The following is a 24,928-nucleotide window of genomic DNA, read 5'->3' on the forward strand; positions in this document are numbered from 1 at the left end:
TTTTATAAATTTCCTACAGCTTTTTGTAATTGATAGTATTGAATTCTGGCGTTTACTTTTGCAGTGGTCAATTCGAATTTCGATTGTAAAACCTGTGTTTCTGCGTCTAGCAAATCTGTTAATAGTGAAAGTTGATTGAAATAAGTATTCTGAACAATCCTGTAACTTTCTGTGGCCTGTCTGATATTTTCTTCTGCCAGACTGATCCGCTGCAATGATTCCTTGTAACGGATATAATTTTCCTGCACTTCCTGCCTGATATTGTCCCTCACATCTTCATCCTCAACCTCCTGTTGCTTTAACCTGATCTGTGCTTCTTTAACTTTATGTTGATTGGTATACCAGGATGATATTGGAATCTTTAACTTCAAGCCAAACATCCCGTTGCTGTACAGCGAAAGCGCATAAGGATAAAACTGAATCTGAGGGTAAGCGTAAGCATATTCTCCAAAGAAGCCCAGGGTTGGCAAAATATTAGATTTAACGTTCTTTAATTTAAGCTTAGCCAACTCCTGTTCCTTTTCCGAAAACTGAATTTTAAACGAAGAATTTTTTGCATCTGAAACATAATCTTCAATCTGTTTTAAAGCAACTGCAGCGGATTCAGCCTCTTGAACCTCAGGTGTTAAAGCAGCATCATCAGGTCTTCCAATTAAAATATTGAGTTTCTGCTTCGCAATTCTGATACTGTTTTCAATTTCTGTAAGGAGCATTTTTTGCTTTGATAAACGCAGCTCAGCCCTCAGTACGTCGCTTTTCAAAACGGTTCCGTTTTTATAAAGCTGATCGATTTCGGCAAGTTGCTTTTCTCTGTCACGGATATCCTGCTCCAGCAAACCTTTGTAGGATATATTGCGAAAAACATCATAGAAATAAACAGCAGCAGTATAATGAATTTCCTGAAGGCTTTGGCGCCTCTGCACATTACTTAACTCACTTTCTACCTTGGAGGCTTCAATTTCAGTATTGGTTTTCCCACCGTTATAAATGTTTACATAAGCTTCAGCTCCCGCTTTATAATACGTTGGAGCAACTTCAAACTGCGATGGCGTATGAAACAAACCGCTGTCATAAATGGGCAACGGAAGCACATGTGCATAGGTACCTGCCGCTGAAACCTCTGGCAGCCGCTCTGCTTTACTCACTTTAATATGTGCTTCTGCCGCCTGAGCGGCTAATTCGTGTAACTGATTTTTTTTACTGTTACTGTCTGCAAGCGCCCAAACTTCATTAATGGTAATATGATCCGAAGGAGCGGTTTGTGCATGTAAAAAATTGGATAATAAAAGAAAGGACATGCACATCCAAAACATTCTTTTATATGCTATAAAATTCATACCTGTTAATTAATGACGCAAATTTCGATAGAGATTTGTTTCTTTGTTTTATCTAAAGTGACAGATATTTATTCAAACCGGCCAAATGTTAAAAGTTAGCAACGAAGACCTTTTATTTGCAATCGAAGAAAAACCACAAACCATGTACGTTTGGCACAGCAGGTTCGAAGATCGATTTCAAGACCATACTCACACTAAAGGACAATTGACTTACGTAGAAGGAGGCATTATCTTTTTATACACCAAAGAAAAGTCTTACTTTTTGCCCGCCAGGCATTACGTGTGGATTCCGGCTGGGACAGAACACCATTTACAACACCGGTATCATGCAGCTGTGGTACGTAATATTTATTTTGATACCCTCACAGATAATGAAAATCCGTTCTATAATCAGATTGGCATTTACCCTGTGAATAACCTCCTGCTCGAAATGTTTTTATATTCGGAACGATGGAATGGAAATATTGAGCCGGAAACCAAAGAATATGATTTTTTAAATACACTGAAAAACATTCTGCCTGAAGTGAGTCAGCATCCCTTACCCATTGCACTCCCCACTACCGAAAATCAGCGTTTAAGACCAGTACTAAAATATATTATCGACAACCTTTCAAATGATACTATGAGTCTGGAGAGTGTTGGAAAAGCAAATGGATTTAGTGAGCGTACCTTATCACGTTTATTTCAATCGGCTATGGATACGTCTTTTTTCCAGTACCTAAAACTGGCGAGAATGATAAAAGCAATGGAGATGTTGCTCGAAACCGAACTCACCATAAGCGAAATTGCCTATGATATTGGCTATAACAGCATTTCATCTTTCAGTAACACATTTTATAAAATGGTTGGCAAGCGACCCTCAGAGTTTAAAGACCTGAAATTGGCTACTCTAAGCAAAATCAACCTGGTATAGCCAGTATTGCAACAGGGCTGAACTTTTCAAATACAGCATCGGTATGTGGCGCATCTGGCAATTCGTCCGTCAGGTCCTGACCAGCCCAGTGCTCGTAATGCTTACCGTTTCGCCATAAGCGGCTATCGGTCATATCATATATCAAACCTTTATAGGCCACCCATATTTGCGGCTTATCTTGGCCGTTTCTTAAAGCAAGCTGTTGTTTGGTATAAACCGGTAAATCCATTTAATTTATTCTAAAATGCTAAAGATATAATCACTTACACAACCAGATGTTAAGTGAGCGGTTTAATAGTGCTATACCTGTCTTTAAAAAATTCGTATAGATAAATATTCATCAGCAATAAGCCCATTAAATAAAAATGGTCTTCAAACGGAATGGTACCGACCCTAAAACCAAGATTTTGCTTATCGTTATACATCACAACGGGTATTGCGGTTAAAAAGCCATTTACAATGTAAAAGGGCACGAGCGAAACAAGATAAGCCCTGTAAAACTTATACATAAACCGAAACTTAATATTTACATACTCTACGTAAGAAAGCAAAATCAGCAGGAAGCCAAAATTTATAATCGTATACCACCGGTCATAACCAAAAAATAACATGGCAACACAAAGTCCAAGGAACATATTGCTCAGTGAAAAACTGTATTTCTGCAAATCGTTCTTTGGAAAATAAACGTTCAAACATTCATAAATAAAAATACAAGCATAGGGAACAGTCAGGAAAAAAAGTATTTCTTCAAGTGGTAAACCAAAAAACTGAATACCCACAATGTAATCAGGATTGAATGACCATACATCGAGCTTGACAAACAATAAATCCCACACCAGAAAAACAACACCTGTGATTAAAATGGCAGGTATTACAAACCTCCATCTACTGAAAAAGTGAACCTTTTTATCAAATGATAGCAGAAGCGGGAAAAAGATGACGGCGATATTAATCAGCAAATAGATGTACTTCATTAGATAAATTTCTTTAAAATATTGACTTCAGCCGCAGAACATCGTTTGCTGTCAATCATAAACCGGGCAACATTTTTAATTAACTCCTCGTTAGCTACGCCAAAGTTACGGTTTTGGTAATGCTTAATAATTTCTTTTCTGTCTACAGTCAGCTCTTTACTAAAGCCCAGAAACCCTGGTGTAAAATGTTCAATCGAAAAACGCATAAAACGAAGCTCCAAATTTTCAGCATCCATATCAATAGCTTTTTGCATCGTTTTTAGCGACTGCTTCACATATTTGATCTTATTGTATGGATTCCAGGCGTGTTTGGCTTTGAGCGCCTCTAAAGTGCCACAATACCCGTTAACTAAAGCCGTCTTGTTTTTGAGTCCGCTTAATTTGAGATATAGCGAGTCGGTAAGTGCTGAATTTTCAACAGCCTTGATCAAGTCAGTCTTCAGCATGGCAACCTCTTTCGGAGACAATTGTGAATAGCTAACCTGAATGGAACCAAAAAAAAACAGTAATAAAATTTGAAATTTCCTCATCTAGTGAAACAAAGGTATAAAAAGTGAATTTGTTTTTTGGGAGTGTAATTAATCAGCAGTTAAAGATTCAAAAATTAGTTCGGAATGGCACATTCATGTCCTTGGTTTATAAAACAAAATCGGTAAAAAATCACTTTATTTACGCAATGGATAATAAACCAAAAGTAATTGTGATCGGCGCGGGCTTTGCAGGGTTGGCAGCCGCTGCAGTTTTAGCTAAAGATGGTTTTGAGGTTACCGTACTCGAAAAAAATGAAATGGCGGGCGGAAGGGCCAGAACCTGGGAGAAAGACGGCTTTACCTTCGATATGGGCCCGAGCTGGTATTGGATGCCGGATGTGTTTGAGAATTTCTATCAGCTGTTTAACAAAACCACTGCTGATTTCTACGACCTGCAACGCTTAAGTCCATCATACAGGATTTATTTTGGAAAGAATGACCGTTTGGACATTCCTTCCACCTTAACGGAACTATATCAACTGTTTGAAGAACTTGAACCCAACAGCAGTAAAAATCTCGACTCATTTCTGGCACAGGCAAAATACAAGTACGATGTAGGAATGAACGAGTATGTATTCAAGCCATCCCATAGTGTAATGGAATATTTTGATCCGCGTTTAGCCCTCAGCGGAATCAAGTTACAGCTTTTAGGCAACATGAGAAAACACGTACATCAGCTGTTTAAAAATGATAAGCTCAGAAAGCTGCTGGAATTTCCCGTTCTGTTTCTCGGGGCCACCCCTCAAAATACACCCGCACTATATAGCTTAATGAACTATGCAGATCTGGTATTGGGCACCTGGTACCCGAATGGCGGTATGCACAAAATTGTTTCGGCCATGCAAAGCATTGCCATGGAACACGGCGTAGAGTTCAAATTTAATACCGAGGTTACGAAAATCAATGTAAATAATAATATTGCAGAAGAGGTGGTGACCAGCGAAGGGAATTATAAAAGTGACTTCATTATCGGAAATGCCGATTACCAACATATCGAGCAAAAACTTTTAAACTCCGAAAACCGAAGATACACCGATAAATACTGGGACAGCCGAACGATGGCTCCATCTTGTTTATTGTTCTATGTAGCTGTAGATAAAAAGCTGAAAGACATTTTACACCATAACCTGTTTTTCGATGAAAACTTTGATATACACGCTGAAGAGATTTATACCGAACCTAAATGGCCATCAAAACCATTGTTCTATGTATGCTGCCCTTCTGTTACCGACAGCAGTGTAGCACCTGAAGGATGCGAAAACCTTTTCTTTTTAATTCCTGTAGCACCCGGACTGAAAGATATCGAAAGCAAAAGAGAAGAATACTTTAATTTGATTCTCGAACGCTTCAAAGAACTAACAGGAAACGACATCCATAACAATATTTTGTTCAAAAGGAGCTATGCCATGAAAGATTTTGAGCGCGACTACCATGCCTTCAAAGGAAATGCCTATGGATTAGCAAACACATTGAAACAAACTGCATTCTTAAAACCGAAGATGGCCTCTACTGTAACAAATTTTTTATACACCGGACAATTAACCGTTCCAGGCCCTGGAGTGCCCCCTGCAATCATATCCGGACAAGTGGTAGCAAAAGAAATAAAAAAAAAGTTAAAAAAAGCTTGACAAACCTAAAATTTCCCCTATCTTTATAACCACAAAACAAAAACACTATTTAAAAGTCTGAAAACACATAATCGTTCAAGGTTTTCATTTGTTTCGAAATAAGAGAGAAGATAAGTTGTTGAAAGCAAAAATAAGAATCAACTAACCAAATATATGATAAGCAAGAAGGCCTGGAGACATCCGGGCCTTTTGCTTTTAATTCAATTTCCCGCCAGGCGTACACCATCTAATTTTTTAAATACGAATTCTTGATGAAACCTCCGGTAAATACAAAACAAAAAAGCCCGGAAATAATCCCGGGCTTCATATTTTTCATGTGGTTTATTTTAAGCCATTTCAGCTAAAGCAATATCTTTAGAGTATGTTTTCAGGTATTTTTTAAGAATTCCACGAGCAACGTGAATACGAGTTTTTACTGTTCCAATTGGAATGTTAAGCATATCTGCAATTTCATGATATTTGAAGCCTTCGAAATAACGTATAAAAGGAACATAATATTCTTCAGGTAGTTGCGCTAAAGCCTTATCGATATCGCCAAGCACAAACTTGCTTTCTGCCTGATTTTTAGTTGCACTATAAGAAAGATTCGCTGAAGATATATCGTCGCTTTGGGTAATTAAAGTATTGGTTTTAACCAGACGGCGATAGTTATTGATAAAGGTGTTTTTCATGATGGTAAACAACCACCCTTTTAAATTTGTACCTTCTTTAAACTTATTATAATACGTAATAGCCTTAAGCATGGTATCCTGTACAAGATCATTTGCATCTTCTACATCTTTGGTAAAATTTAAAGCGTAAGATCTAAGCGATACTGAATGGTGATTAACTAGGTGATTGAATTCGAATTTTGTCATGATGTTTAGCTTTAGGTAAGATAAAAAGTCAAATGAACTATGTTTCATTCCCTTTAGCTTAAACAAACTTAGTACCAAAATTTTTTGGCACGGCCGCTAAACCCTGTAGGGGTTTGAGGGGAAGATTTCGTCACAGAATATTTACTTCCCGTTCGAGGGTGACTCCAAAAGTAGACTTTACACTGTCTATAATCTGGGCAGAAAAATCGAAAATGTCTGTGCCAGAAGCCCCTCCATGATTCACCAGTACCAGTGCCTGGTTTTTCCACGTACCAGTTTTACCTACAACTTTTCCTTTCCAGCCACATTGTTCAATCAACCATCCCGCTGCGAGCTTAATTTTATTATCAGCTGTTGGATAATGCACTACATCCGGGTGCCTGGCAATCACATCTGCGAACTCGAATTTTTCAATAATGGGATTTTTAAAAAAACTGCCTGCATTTCCGATAGTGGATGGGTCGGGGAGCTTACTCACCCGGATATGAGACACCGCTGCAGAAACATCTGAAATTCCCGGCGCTTCAATACCACGTTTTTGCAATTCGGTCTCGATTGCACCATACGATGTATTAACATTTGCATCTGTTTTCAATCTGAATGTTACAGATGTGATGATATACTGACCTTTTAATTCGCCTTTGAAAACACTTTCACGATAACCAAAATGGCAATCATCGAATGTAAAAACCTTAAATTCACCTGTACTGATTTCAAAAGCCCTGCAACGCTCAAATACATCTTTTAGTTCTACGCCGTAAGCGCCGATATTCTGGATAGGTGAAGCGCCAACAGTACCGGGAATCAGGCTCAGGTTTTCTACACCCCCAAAGTTATGTTCCACACAATAATTAACAAAATCATTCCACACCTCTCCTGCTCCGGCAGTAACCAGTACATCTGCACCATCTGTTTTCGAAGAAATACCTTTGATACACATTCTGATGATCATACCATCGTAATCTTTGGTAAAGAGCACATTGCTTCCACCGCCGATAATAAAAAGTTCCTGATTTTGAGCTCGCTCCAGTTCGAACAAATCTGTTAAATCCTGTTCATCAAAAATTTCCACAAAATAAGCCGCTCTTACATCGATACCAAATGAATTAAAAGGCTTAAGCGAAACGTTTTCCTGAATTTGAAGCATGGTTGAAATATTATGCTGCAAAGTAAAGCAAAAAAAATAACTGCCCGGATTTTAACAGGTAAAAGTGTTTCAGAAACTGATTATCTGGGTATAGAAGTATTCGCTGCTGAAACCGACTTTCAACGGAGATTGTACGGAGTTTCATCGGAGTTTGATGGAAATCAGCCGGTTAACATGAGACCAAATGAAGTCTAAGCAAAAAATAAATTTGCAATTCATTCTTAATAGTTGTAAATTCAATTATTAAATTTTTTCGATATGGGAAGAGTAAAAAATGGCATCTTAGGAACTTTCAGTGGAAAAGTGGGTGCAGTAGTAGGAGTTGTTATGCGGGGAAAGAATTATGTGAGGGGTTTGCCTGAAAAATCAAGTAAACCGGCTACCTTGAAACAAATTGCCGCCAGGGCAAAGTTCAGATATTTTAACGAATGGCGGAATCCCTTTTCTACATTCTTTGCAATTACCTTCTTCAATCAAACTGCAACACATTCTGCCCAGAATGCAGTTCACCGTTTTAATAAGGATGTCGTAATTGGCGAATACCCGGATTTTGATTTAGATTATCGAAAAATCAAAATCAGCGAAGGCACCTTAGCCTTACCGGAAAATTTTCAACTTCAATTAAGTGATCAAACTCTTTTGTTTACCTGGAAAAAGTTGCCCTCTGATTACCCGAACATGAAGATTGATGACCTGCTGGCATTTGCGGTATTCAAAAAAAATGATAAAATGGATATCGCAGCTAGCACATGCGCCGCGAGTAGAGGATCTGGCCATTACGAATTTACCCTACCTGAAAATTTTCACGGACAGGAGGTTTATGTATATGGAACATTTTTAAGTAACAACAGACAGCAGGCATGTACAAGTATTTGTTTCGGACTTTATTCCGTCCCTCTTCCTTAGACGGAAGTTAAATGATTACAGAAACCTAATTTTGCTGCACAACAACGGCGAATGAACAGAATTAGGGCAAACCTTATTTTACTTTGCCTTCAAAAGCTTTTTGTTTACGAATAGCAATCCAAAAGCCTTGCCTTGTTTTTTATTTCTGTTTTTATGGTGGATTTTGTGTGCTTTTCTCACCGCCATTAAATAGCTGTTCCTGCTCGAAAAGGTTTTTAATCTTCGATGAACAAACCAGTCGTGCACAATAAAATAAATGACCCCATACACACTGATTCCCAAACCGACAAAGAATACATTGCCGAAATAATGTCTGTCTGCAAACATCAGGGCTAGCGAAATCATAGCAAAACCAACCGCGAACAAATCATTCCATTCGAAGAACGATTCCTTTTTTTGATGATGACTCTTATGTAAAAACCATAATGGTCCGTGAAACAGATATTTATGGATGCACCAGGACAAACATTCCATCAATACAATGGTCACTATAACTACGAGAAGCCTGACAACTACCACCTCCATAAAAATAAAATAATTCCTAAATATACTATAAACAGACTAAAAAGCTTTTAATTGTCACAGAATTGTAAGCTTGCATTCGAATTATGAATCAGCCAATTAACAATTTCATTTAAAACATCTAACTTTGACCAAAGTATTAAAAAAGTCAGAAAGTAGAAAAGTAAAATGATTGTAGCTGATAAAAAGCGAGAACAAATTATTGAAGGAGCCATCAAGCGATTCAGTCACTTCGGAATTGGTAAAACCACCATGAATGATATTGCTGAAGATCTCTCCGTTTCCAAACCATCCCTTTATTATTATTTCCCCGACAAGAAAAGTTTAATCGTGGGTGTGATTGAAAAAGTATTTACCGATTATTTTGATTTGTTAAAGAAAAAGTATAATCCGGATGCATCGTTAGAAACTGTTTTGTATCAAACCATCGACATCCGAAGCAGCTTCTTCCTGAAATATTTCATGCTGAGAATATCAGAAGGTTTGCCGGATATTTTCAACGATGACTCAATGAAGAAAAAGTTGACTGCACTAAAGGATAATGAAAAAGTTTTTTTTGCAGATATTTTCGAAAAGGCGCAGCTTAACGGAGAGATCAAACACGAAAGCATGTCCCATGTAGCAGAACTCTATCTGGAAAGTTTGATGGGTTTAGTAAACATGTGTTTGCTGGAAATGGGAAAAGATTTAACTCCGGATAAAAAAGCAGTGAACAAAATGGCACAAAAACAGAAAGATCTTTCATCGATTTTTATAAAAGGATTAAAGTGCTAAAGCCAGATAACCGAAGCAAAAAGCGGAAACAGAATTGTGTGCTGTTTTGATACCTGATCATCGCCACTTGATACCAGAAATTGCTAGAAAAAAAAGGAACCCAAAAACAAAAAAACAATACATTATGCTTAGAGTAAAAACGGTAAGATTAATGCTCATCCTCTTTGCTGGAATCGCCATACCTCATCTGGTGGATGCCCAACAAAAGGTTACCCTAAAAGACGCATTAAATTATGCCTTACAAAACAATGCCCGAGTTCGCAAAGCGAAACTGGATATTCAAGGGGGGCGCTACAAGGTTGAAGAAGTAAGGGCCCAGGCTTTGCCACAACTTACTGGTACTGCCGGCTTAACCTACAACCCGGTTATCGGTCAGTTAGTTGCCAATTTGGGTGGACAAACACAAGCTTTTAAATTAGGCCAGAACTGGAATTCATCCGCCGGCGTTCAGCTTTCGCAACAACTTTTCAACCAGCAGGTTTTCACTGGTCTTCAGGCTGCAAAATCAAGTGAGGAATATTACAACCTCACTTCTCAGTTAACTGAAGAACAAATTATTGAGCTGGTAGCAAACAATTATTATCAGGTCCTGGTAAACAGACAACAACTGAATGTAATTGACACTAACATCAAAAATGTAAAAATCGTTGAAAAGGTGATCTCAAATCAGTTTAAAAATGGTTTAGCCAGAAAAATTGATGTTGATCGGATCACGGTTAACCTCACAAATCTGAATACTCAGCGCGATCAGGTGGTTAACGCCATCACTCAATTGGAAAATCAGTTGAAATTTTCAATGGGTATGCCGGTAAGTAATCCCATAGAATTGCCAGCTACAGAGTTAACACAGGTTACACAATTACCCGTATTTACCGATTCTGTGGACTTAGCCAACAGGACTGAGGTTAAATTATTAGATAACCAGGATAAACTGCTCAACCTGCAACGCAAAGCTTACCTGGCGGAATACTATCCTTCACTGGCATTGACCGGAAATTACACCTATTCGAGCCAAAGTGATGGCTTCGATTTCCTTAACTCAAATGCAGCTGCAATTGGTTACGGCGCTTCTGCAATTGGCTTAACGCTTAAGGTGCCAATTTTCAATGGTTTTTTAACACGTTCGAAAGTTCGTCAGGCTAATGTTGATATACTAAAAGCTAAAGAAGACCGCAAAGAATCGACAAATTCATTGAATCTCGCTTATGAGAATGCAAAAATTCAGCTTCGTAATAACCTGAATACGATTAATTCGCAGCGCAAAAATGCAGACTTAGCTCAGGAGATTTACAAAAGCACCCAGAACAACTACAACAATGGACTGGCTTCCCTGACAGATCTACTGGAAACAGAAAACTCATTAACAGAGGCGCAGAACAGCTATACCCAGGCTTTATTAAATTATAAGATCGCCGAAATACAACTTATCAAATCAAACGGAAATATTAAATCGCTAGTACAATAGAAATGAAAAGAGTAATTACCATAATCATCGTAGTTGTTGTTGCCCTTGGTGCAATAGCCTATGTTTTAAGCAACAATAAAAAGAAGAACGAAGAGAAAACTGCTTTCATTGCTAAAGGCGGAGGTGCTGTTGCCGTTCGGGTTGCTACTGTTGAGAAAAAAGTTGTGGACATCGACTTCGTGGCAAACGGAACCTTTGCGCCGAAACAGGAACTTAATTTCTTATCTGAAAATGCCGGTCGTGTTACCGCTATTTACGTTGACGAAGGTTCACGTGTAAGCAAAGGACAGGTACTGGCACGTATTGATGCTGAGATTATCAATACTGATAGAGAAACTGCTCAGGCATCTTACGAAAACGCCAAAAGAGATGAGGCAAGATATCAAAGCTCTTACGAAACCGGCGGGGTAACCCAGCAACAACTTGACCAGGCTAAACTGGCTACCAGAAATGCAAAACTTCGTTTACAAGCCTCACAAAGAAAAGTAAGCGATGCTAACATTAAATCACCAATTAACGGTATTGTGAACAAGAGATACATAGAAGTTGGTGCGTTTGTAACCGCACAGGGAACCCAGTTATTTGAATTGGTTGACGTATCTAAACTGAAACTGAAAGTAAATGTAAACGAAGCTCAGGTTGCAAGCTTGAAAATCGGCGACGATATCGCGATCAAATCTACTATTTTCCCGGATGAAAAATTCTCAGGAAAAGTGACTTTCATTGCAGCAAAAGCGGACGGAACTTTAAACTTCCCGGTTGAAATTGAGGTGAGCAACAACACCAAAAACAGCTTAAGGGCAGGAATGTATGGAACTGCAGTATTTAACTTCCCAAAACAGGCTCCAAGCATTTTGATTCCCCGTACTTCATTCGTGGGTAGTGTAAGTAGCAATCAGGTATTTATCTATGATAAAACCAACAATACTTCTAAAGTTCGTAATGTGGTTACAGGCCGTATTTTAGGCGACAATGTAGAAGTTCTTGATGGACTAAAAGAAGGCGAAACAGTGATCACCAGCGGTCAGATCAACTTAGCTGAAGGTACTGCTGTAAGCATTGTAAAATAAGTTAGAGAGATTAGTCGGCATTGAAATCGCGAAATGCCAATCGCAAAACGCAATACGAATTAAAATGAAGATAACAGATATATCTATAAAAAGGCCCTCGCTGGTAATTGTGGTTTTTACCGCGCTTACTTTATTGGGGCTACTCAGTTACTTTTCGTTGGGCTATGAATTACTTCCAAAATTCTCGAACAACGTAGTATCTATTTCAACAATTTACCCTGGGGCTTCCCCGAATGAGGTTGAGAACACCGTAACCAAGAAAATCGAGGATGCGGTATCATCAATGGAAAACATCAAAAAGATCAACTCGGTATCTTATGAGAGTTTATCGGCAGTGACCATCACCTTAACGGATAAGGCCAACATCGATATTTCCCTGAATGATGCACAACGTAAGGTAAATGCGATCCTGGCTGATTTACCTGAGGATGTGAAAACACCATCTCTAAGTAAGTTCTCGCTGGATGATTTACCGGTAATTACCATGACCGCATCGGCGAATATGGACGATGTTTCATTCTACGATTTAATTGATCAGCGTATTGCCCCGGTTATCTCGAGGGTAAGTGGCGTGGCACAAGTAAATTTAGTTGGGGGTTCAGAACGTGAAATTCAGGTTTCACTTGATGCAGCCAAACTTCAGGGTTATAACCTTTCTGTACCTCAGGTACAGCAAATGATTTTAAGTTCAAACTTAGATTTCCCTACAGGAAGTGTAAAAACACTTAAACAAGATGTATTGATCCGTTTATCGGGTAAATACAGAAGCATCGATGAGTTGAGAAACCTGGTTTTAACCACTTCAAAAGATGGTTCTCAGATCCGTTTAGGTGATGTTGCAGATGTACAGGACTCGAAAAAAGAAACTGAAAAACTTGCACGTATTAACCGTCAGGCGTCCATTGCCATCCAGATCATCAAACAAAGTGATGCGAATGCCGTAGAGGTAAGTGAAGGTACACATGCCATCATTGCCAAACTGAAACAAGAATATGCAGCCAATAAATTAGATATCAATATCGTTAACGATAGTTCTATTTTCACACTGGAATCTGCAGATGCCGTAATCCACGATTTAATTTTAGCGGTTATCCTGGTAGCGTTTGTAATGCTCTTCTTCCTGCACAGTTTGCGTAACGCATTAATTGTAATGGTATCAATCCCTGTTTCATTGGTAGCTACATTTATCGGGATCAGCTTATTCGGATTTACTTTGAACCTGATGTCGTTACTGGGATTATCACTCGTAGTAGGTATCCTGGTGGATGATGCGATTGTGGTACTGGAAAATATCCAGCGACACATGGAAATGGGTAAAAACAAAGTAAGGGCAGCATCTGATGCGACCCGCGAAATTGGTTTTACTGTAGTATCCATTACATTTGTAATTGTAGTGGTATTCTTCCCGATCGCTGTCAGTAGCGGACTGGTATCAAACATTCTGCGTCAGTTCTGTATTGTGGTAATCATCGCAACTTTACTGTCGTTACTGGCTTCATTTACGATTGTACCTTTAATTTTCTCTCGTTTCGGAAAGTTAGAGCACATCGAAGGCAAGAACGTGTTTGGCCGCTTCATCTTATGGTTCGAAAAACAGTTGAAGAAATTCACCCTGTGGATCACGAGTATCTTAACATGGTCGCTTAACCACAAGGCACTTACCTTAATCATGGTATTTGTAATGTTCCTGGGCTCATGTGGCTTGTTAGGAGCAGGATTTATTGGTTCTGAATTCTTCCCTAAATCAGATAAAGGTGAATTCCTTGTTCAGATTGAATTACCTAAAGATGCGCCATTAGAACAAACCAATTTCTTTACTCAAAGAGCTGAAGCTTTCCTGGAGAAACAACCGGAAATTACCCAGTTGATTACCACAGTTGGTCAGGCCAGCGGCGACATGGGTGGTACGCAGGCTACTGCTTACAAATCAGAGATTAATGTAAAATTAGTTGATCGTAAAGAAAGAGAAGGCGTATCTTCAGATGTATTTGCAACAAAGATGAGTCGTGCTTTAGCCAAAGAATTAGTGGGTGCGAAAGTGAAAACGGTGCCTATCAGTATTTTGGGTATTGCAGAAAATGCGCCTATTAGTTTGGTGGTGATGGGATCGAATTTAGACAGCGCACTTAAATATGCAGAAGGCGCGCAAGCACTACTTAAAACCATTCCCGGAGCAACTGAGATTAAATTGTCTGTAGAAAAAGGTACGCCTGAAATCAATGTTCAGGTAGACAGAGATAAGATGTCAGCAGTTGGATTAACCCTTTCAACCGTAGGTTCTACTATGCAAACTGCATTTGCCGGAAATACGGATGGTAAATACAGAAAAGGTGAATATGAGTACGACATCAATATCCAGTATCAGGATTTCAACAGAAAAAACATTGATGATGTACGCAACCTGATCTTTGTAAATGATAAAGGTGCGCAAATCAAGCTATCACAATTTGCTGAAATTACCGAAGGTTCAGGCCCAAGTCAGCTGGAGCGATTGAATAAATCCACTTCAGTATCTGTTCAGGCGCAATCTATTGGTAGGCCAACAGGAACCATTGTTGCAGAATTCCAGCAGAAACTGGAAGACATGCAGAAGAATGGCAAGCTTAAAGCACCTGTAGGGGTAAGCTATACCTGGGCAGGTGACCAGGAAAATCAGTCAGAAGGTTTCGGAACATTGGGTATTGCCTTATTAGCATCGGTAATTTTAGTTTATCTGATCATGGTAGCGCTATATGATAGTTTTATTTATCCGCTGGTAGTGATGTTCTCGCTTCCATTAGCAGTAATCGGAGCATTACTGGCTCTGGCATTGACCAATAATTCGATCGGTATCTTTACCATTTTAGGTTTGATTATGTTAATGGGTCTGGTAGCGAAGAATGCGATTATATTAGTCGATTTCACCAACCACCTTAAAGCAGAAGGCAAAGAAACTAAAGAAGCACTGGTACTGGCTAACCATGCCCGTTTACGTCCGATTCTAATGACCACCATCGCCATGGTATTTGGTATGCTTCCGATTGCATTGGCAAGCGGTGCAGGTGCCGAATGGAAAAATGGCCTGGCCTGGGTTATTGTAGGCGGATTAACCAGCTCATTATTCTTAACCTTAATTGTAGTACCGGTAGTTTATTTAATATTCGACAGAATGTTGGAACGCTTTGGTTTCAATAAAAAAGGAAAAACCATTGATGAGTTAATGGTTGAACCTTATGATCACAAAGATGTTCTGGAATACGATTTAGACCACGGACACTAATTAAATACCCAGATTAACAATCAGAAAGCCCCGCCAACCCGCGGGGCTTTTTTCGTTTACCTTAATAAAATTTGCCGTGAACATCAGTACATTATGTTAAAAGGTACGTTAGAAAACATTTCGGCCTCATTCTTGTATATTAGCTGATATGTTTAAAATTATTCAGCAAATAATTCTAGCGTTTATTGTTTTCACCGCATACGCTCAACACCCTCCTGTTTTTTCTGCAATGACTACTGATTCATCATTCATTAAAGTTGCCAATCTAAACATCAATCTGGTAAAGTACAGTTACAAACCCAATGGAATAAGGTTTCTGGTGGTGCATGATAATGAAGATACCGGTGTTAAGGCAGGATTTGATTATATCCGGTGGAGTGGCGGCGAATTGATCGACAGCCAGTATGGCGGAGCAAGAGACTACGTTTTCAATTATATGGATGACCCGTATCGCATCGACCCCAATGCCATTTACACAGAGAAAGGAGTAAATACACGTCTGAAAAAAAGCGCCTATAGCTCGAATGAGGTGGAAAAAATGATTTTGAATGCCGGCAAACAAATCGTAGATTTCTATAACCCGAAAGAAACAGGGTATATATTAACATTGCATAATAATGCTGATGGTGGTTTCGGAATATCTTCTTACCTCCCCGGCTATGATTTATCCAGCACAGCAGATTCTGTTTACATCAATTTCCAGATGGACGGCGATGACCTGGTTTACGTTACCGAGCCTCGCTTATTTACCAGTTTTAAAAAAGCGAATGTAAATGTAATTCTGCAATCGAAGTTTGTAGAGAATGACGGATCCTTATCAGTATACGCCATGCAGGAAAAAATTCCCTATATTAATGTTGAAGTGCAGCACGGACATCAAAATGAAAACCTGAGGCTCATAGAACTTGCAGTGGCGGCGCTGAAGGAACACGGACTAATTAAAAATACAATGAATACCCCAAATGAGAATCTGACCAATAAACCTACTCAATAGCACTCATTTTACTCACCAGAAAACTAACCAGCAATCCAAAACAGCCGATTACCGCATAAGAGTATTGCAGGCTCGACAATTCGGAAATACCACCTATTAATGGCGGACCAAGTAAAAATCCGAAATAGCTCACACTGGAAACAATGGCAATGGCAATTCCGGGCGCGATCTTTCCGTTTTTACCAGCAACAGAATAAACGGTGGGTACAATACTGGATACCCCTACCCCAACTAACATAAAACCAATAGTGGCCGTGAGTACATATGGCAAAAACACAGAAAGGAACATCCCTGCTGATATAATCAGTCCGCTGATTTGAATGGTGCGTTTGCGTCCCAGGCGGGCAATAATTTTATCCCCTATAAAGCGGCCGGTAGCCATCATAATCATGAAAGAAGTATAACCTAAAATCACCAGCGATGAAGGTGCGCGAACGATATCCTTAAAATAAACACCGCTCCAGTCGAACATTGCCCCTTCAGTTGCCATACTACAGAAGCCAATGATGCCCAATTGAATCAATCCCCAGTCAGGCATTACAAATTTCTTCTTGCGTTCGCTAACAACTCCTCTTCCAGGAACCAGATGCTTATAGTTCAGGGTGACGTTTCCAAAGATTAGGAGGGCAATTATCCAGAAGTGATAATATGGGACAATATGCAGGTTAATCATCAGTAAGCCTACCAAAGCACCGGTAAACCCTGCAATGCTCCAGGCACCATGGAAAGAAGTCATGATCGGGCGTCCGAGTAGTTTTTCAGCTTCCGAACCCTGGGTATTTACGGAGATGTTGCACATATTACCTACGATTCCAAAAAGGAAAAGAAAGGCGGCAAGATGCCAGGGGGCAGTGGCAAGGCCGAGATTAGTTAACGCTAAAACATACAATGGCGCCGTAATCGTTAATATTCTTTTGCTTCCAAAACGGGTGACTAAACGTCCTGAAATAATCATGGTGAGTAGTTGTCCGGCAGGTAGTGCGAGCAATATACTTCCCAACTCTCCATCTGAAAGGTTTAAAGTATGCTTGATATCAGGAATACGACTTGCCCAGGATGCGAAAGCAATTCCTTGTCCGAAATAAAATAGTGCAACAGCAAGACGAATGCGGTTTAATGTGCTTTCTGAACCTTCAGTTTTAATATTCGATCGACTTAGAATTTCCTGACCAGGACTTATTTCTTCCAAAATAAAGGGTTTAAATGGTATTTTGCAAAGTTCCCAAAATGAATTGGTAAATGGAAGACCTATTTATCATTTAGATACAATAAAAGCAGGTTAGAAAAAATCCCCGTGAATTATTAAATTCTACGGGGATTACATTCCGAAATGATATGACCGAAAGCCGATCAATAAGGGCGATTATATTTTATTTGGCTGGAAAAACTTAACTGTTCCATCTCCCTCGCTGGCAACAATAACTAAACTTCTGCCATTCGGACTATCCTTAGGTTTCACGAATAAAACACCTTCAGGCGCATCGCCAGTTGAAAACAATTGAACAAATTTTGGAGATGCAGGTATAGAAACATCATAAACAGCGATCATATCTACCCGCTCCATCCCAATAAAAGCAAGTGTTTTTCCATTAACCTGAGCTACTGTTACGCCCTCAACCTCAACACCTTTATTATCCGAACGTTCATCGTCGTATTTACCGGCATCTATAACATGCTGCTCCAGGTCCTTACCTATGTTCGCTACTAATGCACCTGTACTTGCATTTAAAATACTTAAGCTTCTTCCGCCAGTTGCATACAATTCGTCATAGTCACCATCACCGTCCGTATCGCCGAATGCTTTAGTTACAGTCAATCTACCCAGATTTGCATCGAGCTGTAATGTTGCAGCTGTTGGAAACTTTGCGGCATCTAACCTCAAACTTTTCACTCTTGCTTCTTCATCATAACCTTTCCAGGCGCGGGTATCACCTTCATTTGCCAGCGCAAGGTATGATGTACCACCTGTAGTAAAATAGGAAATGGCATCAGGCAGGTAAAAGGCTTTGATAGGCCATGTCCCCAAAACCGTTTTGTTATCTTTATCACTTACATCAAATGCATTTTCTGACAAACTGATATCCCTTGTGCCTAATGGATTAATTTTGGTAATGGTTCCACTAACGATATCCACTTCTGCAACACCATTGTTTTCCTGAAGTGTTACAAATGCTTTCTTGGAATCAGCACTTACCGCGATATATTCAGGCTCAATATCCTGCGCAAAACTTGCATTGGGACCATAAATTCTAAAACCACCGGCAAGCAGAGCGGCTTTTTGAGATTCGAATCCGGAGAAATCTACTGTTTTAACCGAATAGTTATTTTTCACATTGATAACCGATATGGATCCTAATGGATCAACCGTATAAGCATCATTTGGTTCACCTTCGTTAGCCGACAGGATGTAATTTCCATCAGGACTAAAGGTTACCATATCAGGCATGGCGCCTACGGCAATTTTTTTCACTTCAGATAAATCGGAAGTCTTTAAAACCACCACATCTCCATTTCCCTGCTTATCAGCACCATCTAAAGCTACAGCCAGCAAACCACTGTTAACAGCCACGCTGTTAATTCCCGCATTGGCAGGATAGGTAAGTGTTCTTAATTTAGTTACCGTTGGATAGTTGGTTAAATCGATTACTTCCACTTTCGCACCGCCTTCGTTACTCACCACGAAAAGCTTTTTGGTAGATGGATCGTATGCTGAAATCTCTGCTGAGGTTTCGCCTCCAAGATCAATAGAAGCAATTTCTTTGAAAGAAGCAATATCCTCCGCTACAATCGGCTCAGTTTCATCTACAGGTTCTGAAGTTTTTTTACAGGCAGAAAATGCCAGCGTTGCCGTTAATAAGGCAAAGAAAAGTTTTTTACGGTTCATGATTATTTTATCTGATCCGCAAAAATAGATTTGGATAACGCTGATTTTCAGCCTTTACTTGTTATCTTTTTGTTAAGGAATTGTTGGAGAAGCGGAAAAAAGCAAAGCCCGCAGATTTTGATCATCTGCGGGCTTCACAGGATGTTTAAATGTGGATGGCCCTGTTATCAGTTGCAGCTAACGCTGCTTCTTTCAAGGCTTCAGTATAAGTTGGATGAGCATGGCAGGTACGTGCAATGTCTTCTGCTGATGCACGGAATTCCATTGCAATTACAGCCTCTGCAATCATATCTGCAGCACGTGGGCCAATCATATGTACACCCAGAACTTCATCAGTTGCAGCGTCTGCCAGAACTTTAATGAAGCCATCTGTATCCATACTGGCTTTAGCACGTCCGCTCGCCTTGAACGGGAATGAACCTGCTTTATATTTCGTACCCTTTTCTTTCAATTGCTCCTCTGTTAAACCTACAGAAGCAACTTCAGGCCAGGTATAAACTACCCCAGGAATTAAATTGTAATTGATATGCGGTTTTTGCCCGGCAATGGTTTCAGCAACATACGTGCCCTCATCTTCGGCCTTATGTGCAAGCATAGCTCCGGTAATTACGTCACCAATTGCGTAAACACCTTGTACTGAAGTTTCCAGATGCTCGTTTACAGGAATTTTTTTACCCCGTTCCTCAACGGTAATCCCGATTTTTTCTAAACCTAAACCTTCAGTATATGCTGTACGGCCTACAGCTACAATGCAATAATCAGCTTCCAGTGAAATTGATTCACCTTTGGCCGTATCAGCTGTAACGGTTACGGTTTTCCCTTTGGTAGTAGCTCCGGTAACTTTATGCCCCATATAAAATTCCATTCCCAGTGTTTTTTTCAAAACACGCTGTAGTTCCTTACCTAAACCAGCATCCATAGTAGCGATGATTGATGGTAAGTATTCAATAACGGAAACTTTTGTACCTAAACGAGCGTATACTGAGCCTAATTCAAGACCAATAACGCCCCCGCCAATTACGACCATTGTTTTAGGAACTTCTTTAATGTTTAAAGCTTCTGTTGAAGTGATGATGCGTTCTTTGTCGATTGGCAAAAATGGCAATGCAGTAGGTTTAGAGCCCGTAGCAATAATCACATTTTTCGCTGTCAGGGTTTCAGTACTTCCATCCGCTTTGGTAATGAGTACAGTATTCTTATCCACAAAGGAACCTACACCTTCGTATGAATCAATTTTATTTTTTTTGAACAAATAAGTGATACCCGCTGTATTCTGAGCAACAACGTCGTCTTTACGGGCGATCATTTGCTTCATATCAACTTTTAGATCTTTAAGATTAATACCATGGGTAGTAAAGGTATGAGCGGCGTTGTGAAAATGCTCTGAAGAATCCAGTAAAGCCTTAGATGGGATACACCCTACATTTAAGCAGGTACCTCCAAACGTTTTATATTTTTCTATAACTGCAGTTTTTAAACCTAACTGAGCACAACGGATTGCGCCTACATAACCGCCCGGCCCTGAACCGATAACAACGACATCGTATTGCATAATTCTTTTAAAATTTTGATTGACCAAATGTAGGGAAAAAAGGCGGAAAGCTGAAAGTTAAAACCTTAAACACTAACTTGAAAATGAACATTTTTACCTTTAAAATGCATTCAGCAAAATCAGCGCTTAGCTAAATTTAATGTGAATCAAAACGAGACGAAGAAAAGTAGCGACAGAAAAAAAAACAACAGACTTCAACCATTGTGAAGTCTGTTGTACGAATCATCCTTAAAAAGAGAGCGAAATTTTACAGGCTGTAAGAAGCAAGAGCACTGAGAACAGCTCCGGTTGATGAACCTTCCTTCTTTAATTCTCCATCCACGTAAATCTGTGCTTTTAATGATGAGGAAGCATCTACTCCGCGTGCATTTCCGGTTACGTTTAGAGAAACGGTTCCGGCAGGAACGGTGATTTCAGGGCTTGTCCAGGTGGTACCGCTTAATGTTGTTGCAGAAGTAATCTGGCTGTCGTAACCATATACTACAGTACTGATGCTGCTACCTGCAGATGCCACCATTTTAAAAACTACCTTATGTGATGTTTTCGACGAGCCATCAACGTTGTCATCGTCTTTCTTACATCCCATAAAACCGGTAACGAGCATGAGCGCAAAGAAAGAAAGCACCCAGGTTTTAATTTTTGTGTTTTTCATAATTAGATTTAAATAATAGATACACAAATAAACGAACGGACGTTTTAGTACACAATAACCTTAATCCGGCATTTTTTTATACCTGTTTTCAGGTATATTATTGATTAGATTTCGCGTTGAGGAATAAACCTTGCATTTTTATTTTTAATGAGAAATTATATCATCTTTCTGCTACTCTTAATTTTTTATCATTCAACCAGCCATGCACAACTCAGGGAAACAGACCGAAAATTTACGGATAGTTTAACCCGGCTGATAACCGGCAATGCCAGCGATAGTTTAAAAGCTGAAGCTGCATTCAGACTAACTGATTTCTGGGCGGAAACCGATAGTTCAAAAGCGATTTGCTCACTTAATAAAGGGAGATCCTTTGCTGCAAGATTCCCGCTGCTCGTGGCCAGGTCATACTGGTATGAGTCTCAGATTTATCAGGAAAATAATTTTCGAAAGGCACAAATGCTGCTCATGAAGGCAGAGGCTTTGCTTAAAAAATTTCATACCAAAAAAATATACAGATTACGATCAATGGTTTGGCATAACTATGGATTAATCCTCCAGCATCAGGATAATTTAAAGGGCATGCTCGAGGTATTGATTCATCAGGTACTTCCGCTTTCCAAAGTGGCTGGCGATAATGAACTTCTTGGAACCGAGTACATTTCTATCGGAACAGTATTCATGAACCTGGAACAATACGCGAAAGCAACACCCTACCTTAGCCAGGGAATACGGCTCTTGAAAAGTGCCCCGCCCAAACAACGCTATTTACTCATCAATGCCTACCTGGTAATTGCGGATAACTATTGTCAGCTTAAAGAATATGAACTGACTAAACGCTATCTCAACCTTTCCAAAAACACACTTGAGGAATCTGAAAACAAGCAATTTGGTGCTTTACTGGATAACTTCTGGCTCGACTATTATAAAACATCGACACGTTTTTGCATTAATACAAAGCAGTACAATACAGCTTTGCAACATACAAAGGAAGCATCTGCTCTTGCAGAAAATTCCGGCGATCATTATTCTATCCAGGAAATGAGTTTTGAACGCTATAAAATATTCTTCGCGCAAAAAAAGTATACTATGGCTAAAAGCGCGCTGAATGCAGTGATTAATAAACCAGAGTTTAACGCTCTTGCCGGTAATCAACTTGCATTGGCAGAAGCTGTAGCAGAATTCAATTTTGCCACCCGTAATTTCGAGGAAGCATATGGCTGGTTACAGAAAAGCAAACACCTGAATGACAGCCTGAGCGAAAGCAAACTAAAACAGGATGTGAATGCACTTGAAATTAAATATAAGAATGCCGAAAATCAGAAAAAAATAGCAACATTAAATGCCGATAAAAAGCAAAATGCACTGATTATCAGGAAAACCAAAACCACCGCTTTTCTTTCGATTGCTGCTTCAGTACTGCTGCTTGTCATTTTGATCCTTTTACTGATTTATTACCGGAATTACCGAAAGCTTGCTGAGCAACGGGCAATTAATTACCAGCAGAAAATGGCAGATTTAGCGCAAAAACAACAACTCGAAATTGGAAGGGCAATGTTAAACGCAGAAGAAAAGGAACGAAACCGGGTGGCGAGAGACTTACACGATGGTTTGGGTGGCATGCTATCGGGCTTGAAGATCAATTTATCAAACTGGGCGAAACAACAGGAAGCTACACTTCCGGATATTGAACTGCAAAGAATTGTCAATCAGCTAGATGGATCAGTAACTGAACTTAGACATATTGCACGGAATATGATGCCGCAAACCTTGCTGAAATTTGGATTGGAAACGGCGTTAAAAGATCTTTCAGAATCGGCTATGAGCCATGATATGCATGTAGACTTTCAGGCAATCAACATTTCCGGAAATATTGCCCTCGAAGAACAGATTATCATATACCGGATTGTACAGGAAATGCTGAATAATACCTTAAAACATGCCCGGGCCAGTGAGGTGGTTTTGCAGTGCAGTGAAAATGAAAAACGCTTTTACGTTACCCTCGAAGATAATGGCAACGGTTTCGATACTTCAAATTACACAAAAGGTATGGGCTTAGAAAACATTAAAAACCGTGTTGCTTACTTGAAAGGGAATTTCGATATTGAATCGCAGCCCGGAAATGGAACAACCATTAACATTGAAATTCCACTACGATATGAATAAAACAATCAAGCTGGCGGTGGTAGATGACCACCCCATTGTGGTACAAGGAATTGTTTCCCTGCTGAATAACCTGGGGAACATGGAAGTTGCAGGAAGTTTCCAGTCGGGTAAAGAACTGATTAACTTTTTATCATCGAACCAGCTGGATATTATTTTACTCGACATTATGTTACCCGATATCAACGGGATTGAACTGTGTGCACATATTAAAAAAATATCGCCGACAACGGCTGTGATCGCCATAAGCAATCACACGGAGCGCAGTATCATTATGCAGATTCTACAAAATGGTGCAAGTGGATACATTTTGAAAAATGCCTCGGTAGAAGAACTTCAGGCTTGCATCGAAACTGCCCTGAAGGGTGAGATTGCCTTTAGCAGGGAAGTGATTGAGATTATCGCCAAACCTTCTGTAAATGATCTAAAGGGTCGTCCGAAGTTTACCAAAAGGGAGAAACAAATCCTTCAGCTCATTGCGCAGGGAAAAACGACACCGATAATTGCCGAAGAACTATTTTTAAGTCCGCTTACTGTAGAAACCCACCGTCGCAATATGATGCAGAAACTTGATGTCAAAAACTCCATTGAGCTGATTAACATCGCCAATGAACAATTGCTTATTTAGGTATCTGGCCAGCTAAAACATTTTCGAGCATATAGTTTTTTGCATGTGAAAAGTTAAGGAACAGTTGATCGGCTGCTTTTAGTTTTAAATGTGCCCTGATATTATTCTGGATAGCATAACAGGTAATTCCTGCGGCAACCGCAGCTTTCACGCCATTCAAGGTGTCTTCAAAAACCAGACATTCTTCTTTGGCCAGACCTAGCTTCTCTACACACAAGTTATAGCTTTCAGGATCGGGCTTGCTTTTGATTACATCCGTACGCGTAACGAAAACACTAAAATATTTGGCCAGTCCGTTTTTTTCAAAAACGGCTTCTACATCCGCGCGGGGGCTTGCCGTTACAACGGCCAATGTAAAACCTTTCTGGTAAAAATAGTTCACAAAATCAAGTGCGAACGGCATGAGTTCTATATCCTTCGTTTTAAATCCTGCTAAGGTAATCTGCTCCCGTCTTTCGATAAAACTTTCCAGATCTTCATTAAGCTTATACCTGCTGAGGATGGTTTTGGCATTTTGTGGCAGAGGTATTCCTGCGTAATTTGTTAGCCAGTCTTTAAAATCGAGCTGAACACCGTATTGGAGTAGAAAATCATTCCAGCAATTGAAATGGAACTTTTCTGAGTCAATCAATGTACCGTCAAGATCAAACAACAGGGCTTTTATTTTATTCATTTT

At 39.6% G+C, this 24,928-nt stretch carries 23 protein-coding genes; 11 read left to right on the top strand and 12 right to left on the bottom strand.

Translation table 11 applies throughout. The features are described from left to right. Window positions 1-2 precede the first annotated feature (2 nt). Window positions 3-1,337 (bottom strand): TolC family protein, encoded by a 1,335-nt coding sequence (locus tag R2Q80_RS05630; protein ID WP_316798662.1) that lies wholly within the window; start codon window positions 1,335-1,337, stop codon window positions 3-5. Between the two features lie 85 nt (window positions 1,338-1,422). On the opposite strand from R2Q80_RS05630, the gene R2Q80_RS05635 reads away from it, so the two are divergent. Further along, window positions 1,423-2,250: an AraC family transcriptional regulator gene (locus tag R2Q80_RS05635; RefSeq protein WP_316798663.1), complete on the top strand. Its 828-nt coding sequence runs from the start codon at window positions 1,423-1,425 to the stop codon at window positions 2,248-2,250. On the opposite strand, the gene R2Q80_RS05640 is transcribed toward R2Q80_RS05635, so the two are convergent. Genes R2Q80_RS05640 through R2Q80_RS05650 form a run of 3 tightly spaced genes read right to left on the bottom strand, consistent with a single transcriptional unit; the run spans window position 2,237 to window position 3,754 of the window. Continuing rightward, window positions 2,237-2,479 carry a cytochrome b5 domain-containing protein gene (locus tag R2Q80_RS05640; protein WP_316798664.1) on the bottom strand — a complete coding sequence of 81 codons (243 nt, stop codon included), beginning with the start codon at window positions 2,477-2,479 and terminating at the stop codon, window positions 2,237-2,239. The two genes, R2Q80_RS05635 and R2Q80_RS05640, sit on opposite strands and share 14 nt — an antisense overlap. A 49-nt stretch (window positions 2,480-2,528) precedes the next feature. Next, window positions 2,529-3,224 carry a lycopene cyclase domain-containing protein gene (locus R2Q80_RS05645; protein ID WP_316798665.1) on the bottom strand — a complete coding sequence of 232 codons (696 nt, stop codon included), beginning with the start codon at window positions 3,222-3,224 and terminating at the stop codon, window positions 2,529-2,531. Continuing rightward, window positions 3,224-3,754: a hypothetical protein gene (locus R2Q80_RS05650; protein ID WP_316798666.1), complete on the bottom strand. Its 531-nt coding sequence runs from the start codon at window positions 3,752-3,754 to the stop codon at window positions 3,224-3,226. Before R2Q80_RS05650 ends, R2Q80_RS05645 begins: the two co-directional genes overlap by 1 nt. A 146-nt stretch (window positions 3,755-3,900) precedes the next feature. Between R2Q80_RS05650 and R2Q80_RS05655 the strand changes: the two genes are divergently transcribed. Beyond that, entirely contained in the window at window positions 3,901-5,382 is a 1,482-nt protein-coding gene (locus tag R2Q80_RS05655; protein ID WP_316798667.1) for a phytoene desaturase family protein, read from the top strand. 326 nt (window positions 5,383-5,708) lie between these two features. On the opposite strand, the gene R2Q80_RS05660 is transcribed toward R2Q80_RS05655, so the two are convergent. Both R2Q80_RS05660 and murB read right to left on the bottom strand, forming a co-directional pair. Next, window positions 5,709-6,239 carry an RNA polymerase sigma factor gene (locus R2Q80_RS05660; RefSeq protein ID WP_316798668.1) on the bottom strand — a complete coding sequence of 177 codons (531 nt, stop codon included), beginning with the start codon at window positions 6,237-6,239 and terminating at the stop codon, window positions 5,709-5,711. Window positions 6,240-6,369: 130 nt separating this feature from the next. Then, complete coding sequence (murB, locus tag R2Q80_RS05665; protein WP_316798669.1) at window positions 6,370-7,386, bottom strand: UDP-N-acetylmuramate dehydrogenase; 1,017 nt, start codon at window positions 7,384-7,386, stop codon at window positions 6,370-6,372. A 12-nt stretch (window positions 7,387-7,398) separates the two neighbouring features. Here murB and R2Q80_RS05670 point away from each other — a divergent pair, with 12 nt between their 5' ends. Then, a complete protein-coding gene (locus tag R2Q80_RS05670; protein ID WP_316798670.1) occupies window positions 7,399-7,581 on the top strand; it encodes a hypothetical protein in 183 nt (60 codons plus the stop codon). A gap of 63 nt (window positions 7,582-7,644) precedes the next feature. Beyond that, entirely contained in the window at window positions 7,645-8,292 is a 648-nt protein-coding gene (locus R2Q80_RS05675; RefSeq protein ID WP_316798671.1) for a DUF6266 family protein, read from the top strand. 78 nt (window positions 8,293-8,370) lie between these two features. Here R2Q80_RS05675 and R2Q80_RS05680 read toward each other — a convergent pair whose 3' ends face one another. Continuing rightward, the gene (locus R2Q80_RS05680) at window positions 8,371-8,817 is read right to left on the bottom strand and encodes a sterol desaturase family protein (protein WP_316798672.1); all 447 of its coding nucleotides are present in this window, start codon (window positions 8,815-8,817) and stop codon (window positions 8,371-8,373) included. Between the two features lie 165 nt (window positions 8,818-8,982). On the opposite strand from R2Q80_RS05680, the gene R2Q80_RS05685 reads away from it, so the two are divergent. The 5 genes from R2Q80_RS05685 to R2Q80_RS05705 all read left to right on the top strand — a co-directional run bounded on the left by R2Q80_RS05685 (window position 8,983) and on the right by R2Q80_RS05705 (window position 16,376). Then, entirely contained in the window at window positions 8,983-9,588 is a 606-nt protein-coding gene (locus R2Q80_RS05685) for a TetR/AcrR family transcriptional regulator (protein ID WP_316798673.1), read from the top strand. A 124-nt stretch (window positions 9,589-9,712) separates the two neighbouring features. Next, entirely contained in the window at window positions 9,713-11,053 is a 1,341-nt protein-coding gene (locus R2Q80_RS05690; RefSeq protein ID WP_316798674.1) for a TolC family protein, read from the top strand. A 2-nt stretch (window positions 11,054-11,055) separates the two neighbouring features. Then, the gene (locus tag R2Q80_RS05695) at window positions 11,056-12,123 is read left to right on the top strand and encodes an efflux RND transporter periplasmic adaptor subunit (protein WP_047800208.1); all 1,068 of its coding nucleotides are present in this window, start codon (window positions 11,056-11,058) and stop codon (window positions 12,121-12,123) included. Between the two features lie 64 nt (window positions 12,124-12,187). Continuing rightward, entirely contained in the window at window positions 12,188-15,382 is a 3,195-nt protein-coding gene (locus R2Q80_RS05700; RefSeq protein ID WP_316798675.1) for an efflux RND transporter permease subunit, read from the top strand. 148 nt (window positions 15,383-15,530) lie between these two features. After that, entirely contained in the window at window positions 15,531-16,376 is an 846-nt protein-coding gene (locus tag R2Q80_RS05705; protein WP_316798676.1) for a hypothetical protein, read from the top strand. Here the strand turns inward: R2Q80_RS05705 and R2Q80_RS05710 are convergent. The 4 genes from R2Q80_RS05710 to R2Q80_RS05725 all read right to left on the bottom strand — a co-directional run bounded on the left by R2Q80_RS05710 (window position 16,366) and on the right by R2Q80_RS05725 (window position 21,464). After that, window positions 16,366-17,565, bottom strand: coding sequence for an MFS transporter (locus R2Q80_RS05710; RefSeq protein WP_316798677.1), 1,200 nt, complete (start codon window positions 17,563-17,565; stop codon window positions 16,366-16,368). The two genes, R2Q80_RS05705 and R2Q80_RS05710, sit on opposite strands and share 11 nt — an antisense overlap. Window positions 17,566-17,739: 174 nt before the next feature. Then, window positions 17,740-19,260 (bottom strand): choice-of-anchor I family protein, encoded by a 1,521-nt coding sequence (locus tag R2Q80_RS05715; RefSeq protein WP_316798678.1) that lies wholly within the window; start codon window positions 19,258-19,260, stop codon window positions 17,740-17,742. A gap of 145 nt (window positions 19,261-19,405) precedes the next feature. Further along, window positions 19,406-20,812 (bottom strand): dihydrolipoyl dehydrogenase, encoded by a 1,407-nt coding sequence (gene lpdA / locus R2Q80_RS05720; protein ID WP_316798679.1) that lies wholly within the window; start codon window positions 20,810-20,812, stop codon window positions 19,406-19,408. Window positions 20,813-21,059: 247 nt separating this feature from the next. Then, window positions 21,060-21,464 carry a hypothetical protein gene (locus R2Q80_RS05725; protein ID WP_316798680.1) on the bottom strand — a complete coding sequence of 135 codons (405 nt, stop codon included), beginning with the start codon at window positions 21,462-21,464 and terminating at the stop codon, window positions 21,060-21,062. A gap of 147 nt (window positions 21,465-21,611) precedes the next feature. Between R2Q80_RS05725 and R2Q80_RS05730 the strand changes: the two genes are divergently transcribed. Next, entirely contained in the window at window positions 21,612-23,627 is a 2,016-nt protein-coding gene (locus R2Q80_RS05730; RefSeq protein WP_316798681.1) for a sensor histidine kinase, read from the top strand. Further along, window positions 23,620-24,252: a response regulator transcription factor gene (locus tag R2Q80_RS05735; RefSeq protein WP_316798682.1), complete on the top strand. Its 633-nt coding sequence runs from the start codon at window positions 23,620-23,622 to the stop codon at window positions 24,250-24,252. The genes R2Q80_RS05730 and R2Q80_RS05735 overlap by 8 nt, the downstream gene beginning before the upstream one ends. On the opposite strand, the gene R2Q80_RS05740 is transcribed toward R2Q80_RS05735, so the two are convergent. Then, window positions 24,245-24,925, bottom strand: coding sequence for an HAD family phosphatase (locus R2Q80_RS05740; protein ID WP_316798683.1), 681 nt, complete (start codon window positions 24,923-24,925; stop codon window positions 24,245-24,247). The genes R2Q80_RS05735 and R2Q80_RS05740 overlap by 8 nt on opposite strands. Between the last annotated feature and the right edge of the window lie 3 nt (window positions 24,926-24,928).

Origin of the sequence: Pedobacter frigidisoli (assembly GCF_032678525.1) — a bacterium.
Lineage (GTDB): Bacteria > Bacteroidota > Bacteroidia > Sphingobacteriales > Sphingobacteriaceae > Pedobacter > Pedobacter frigidisoli_A.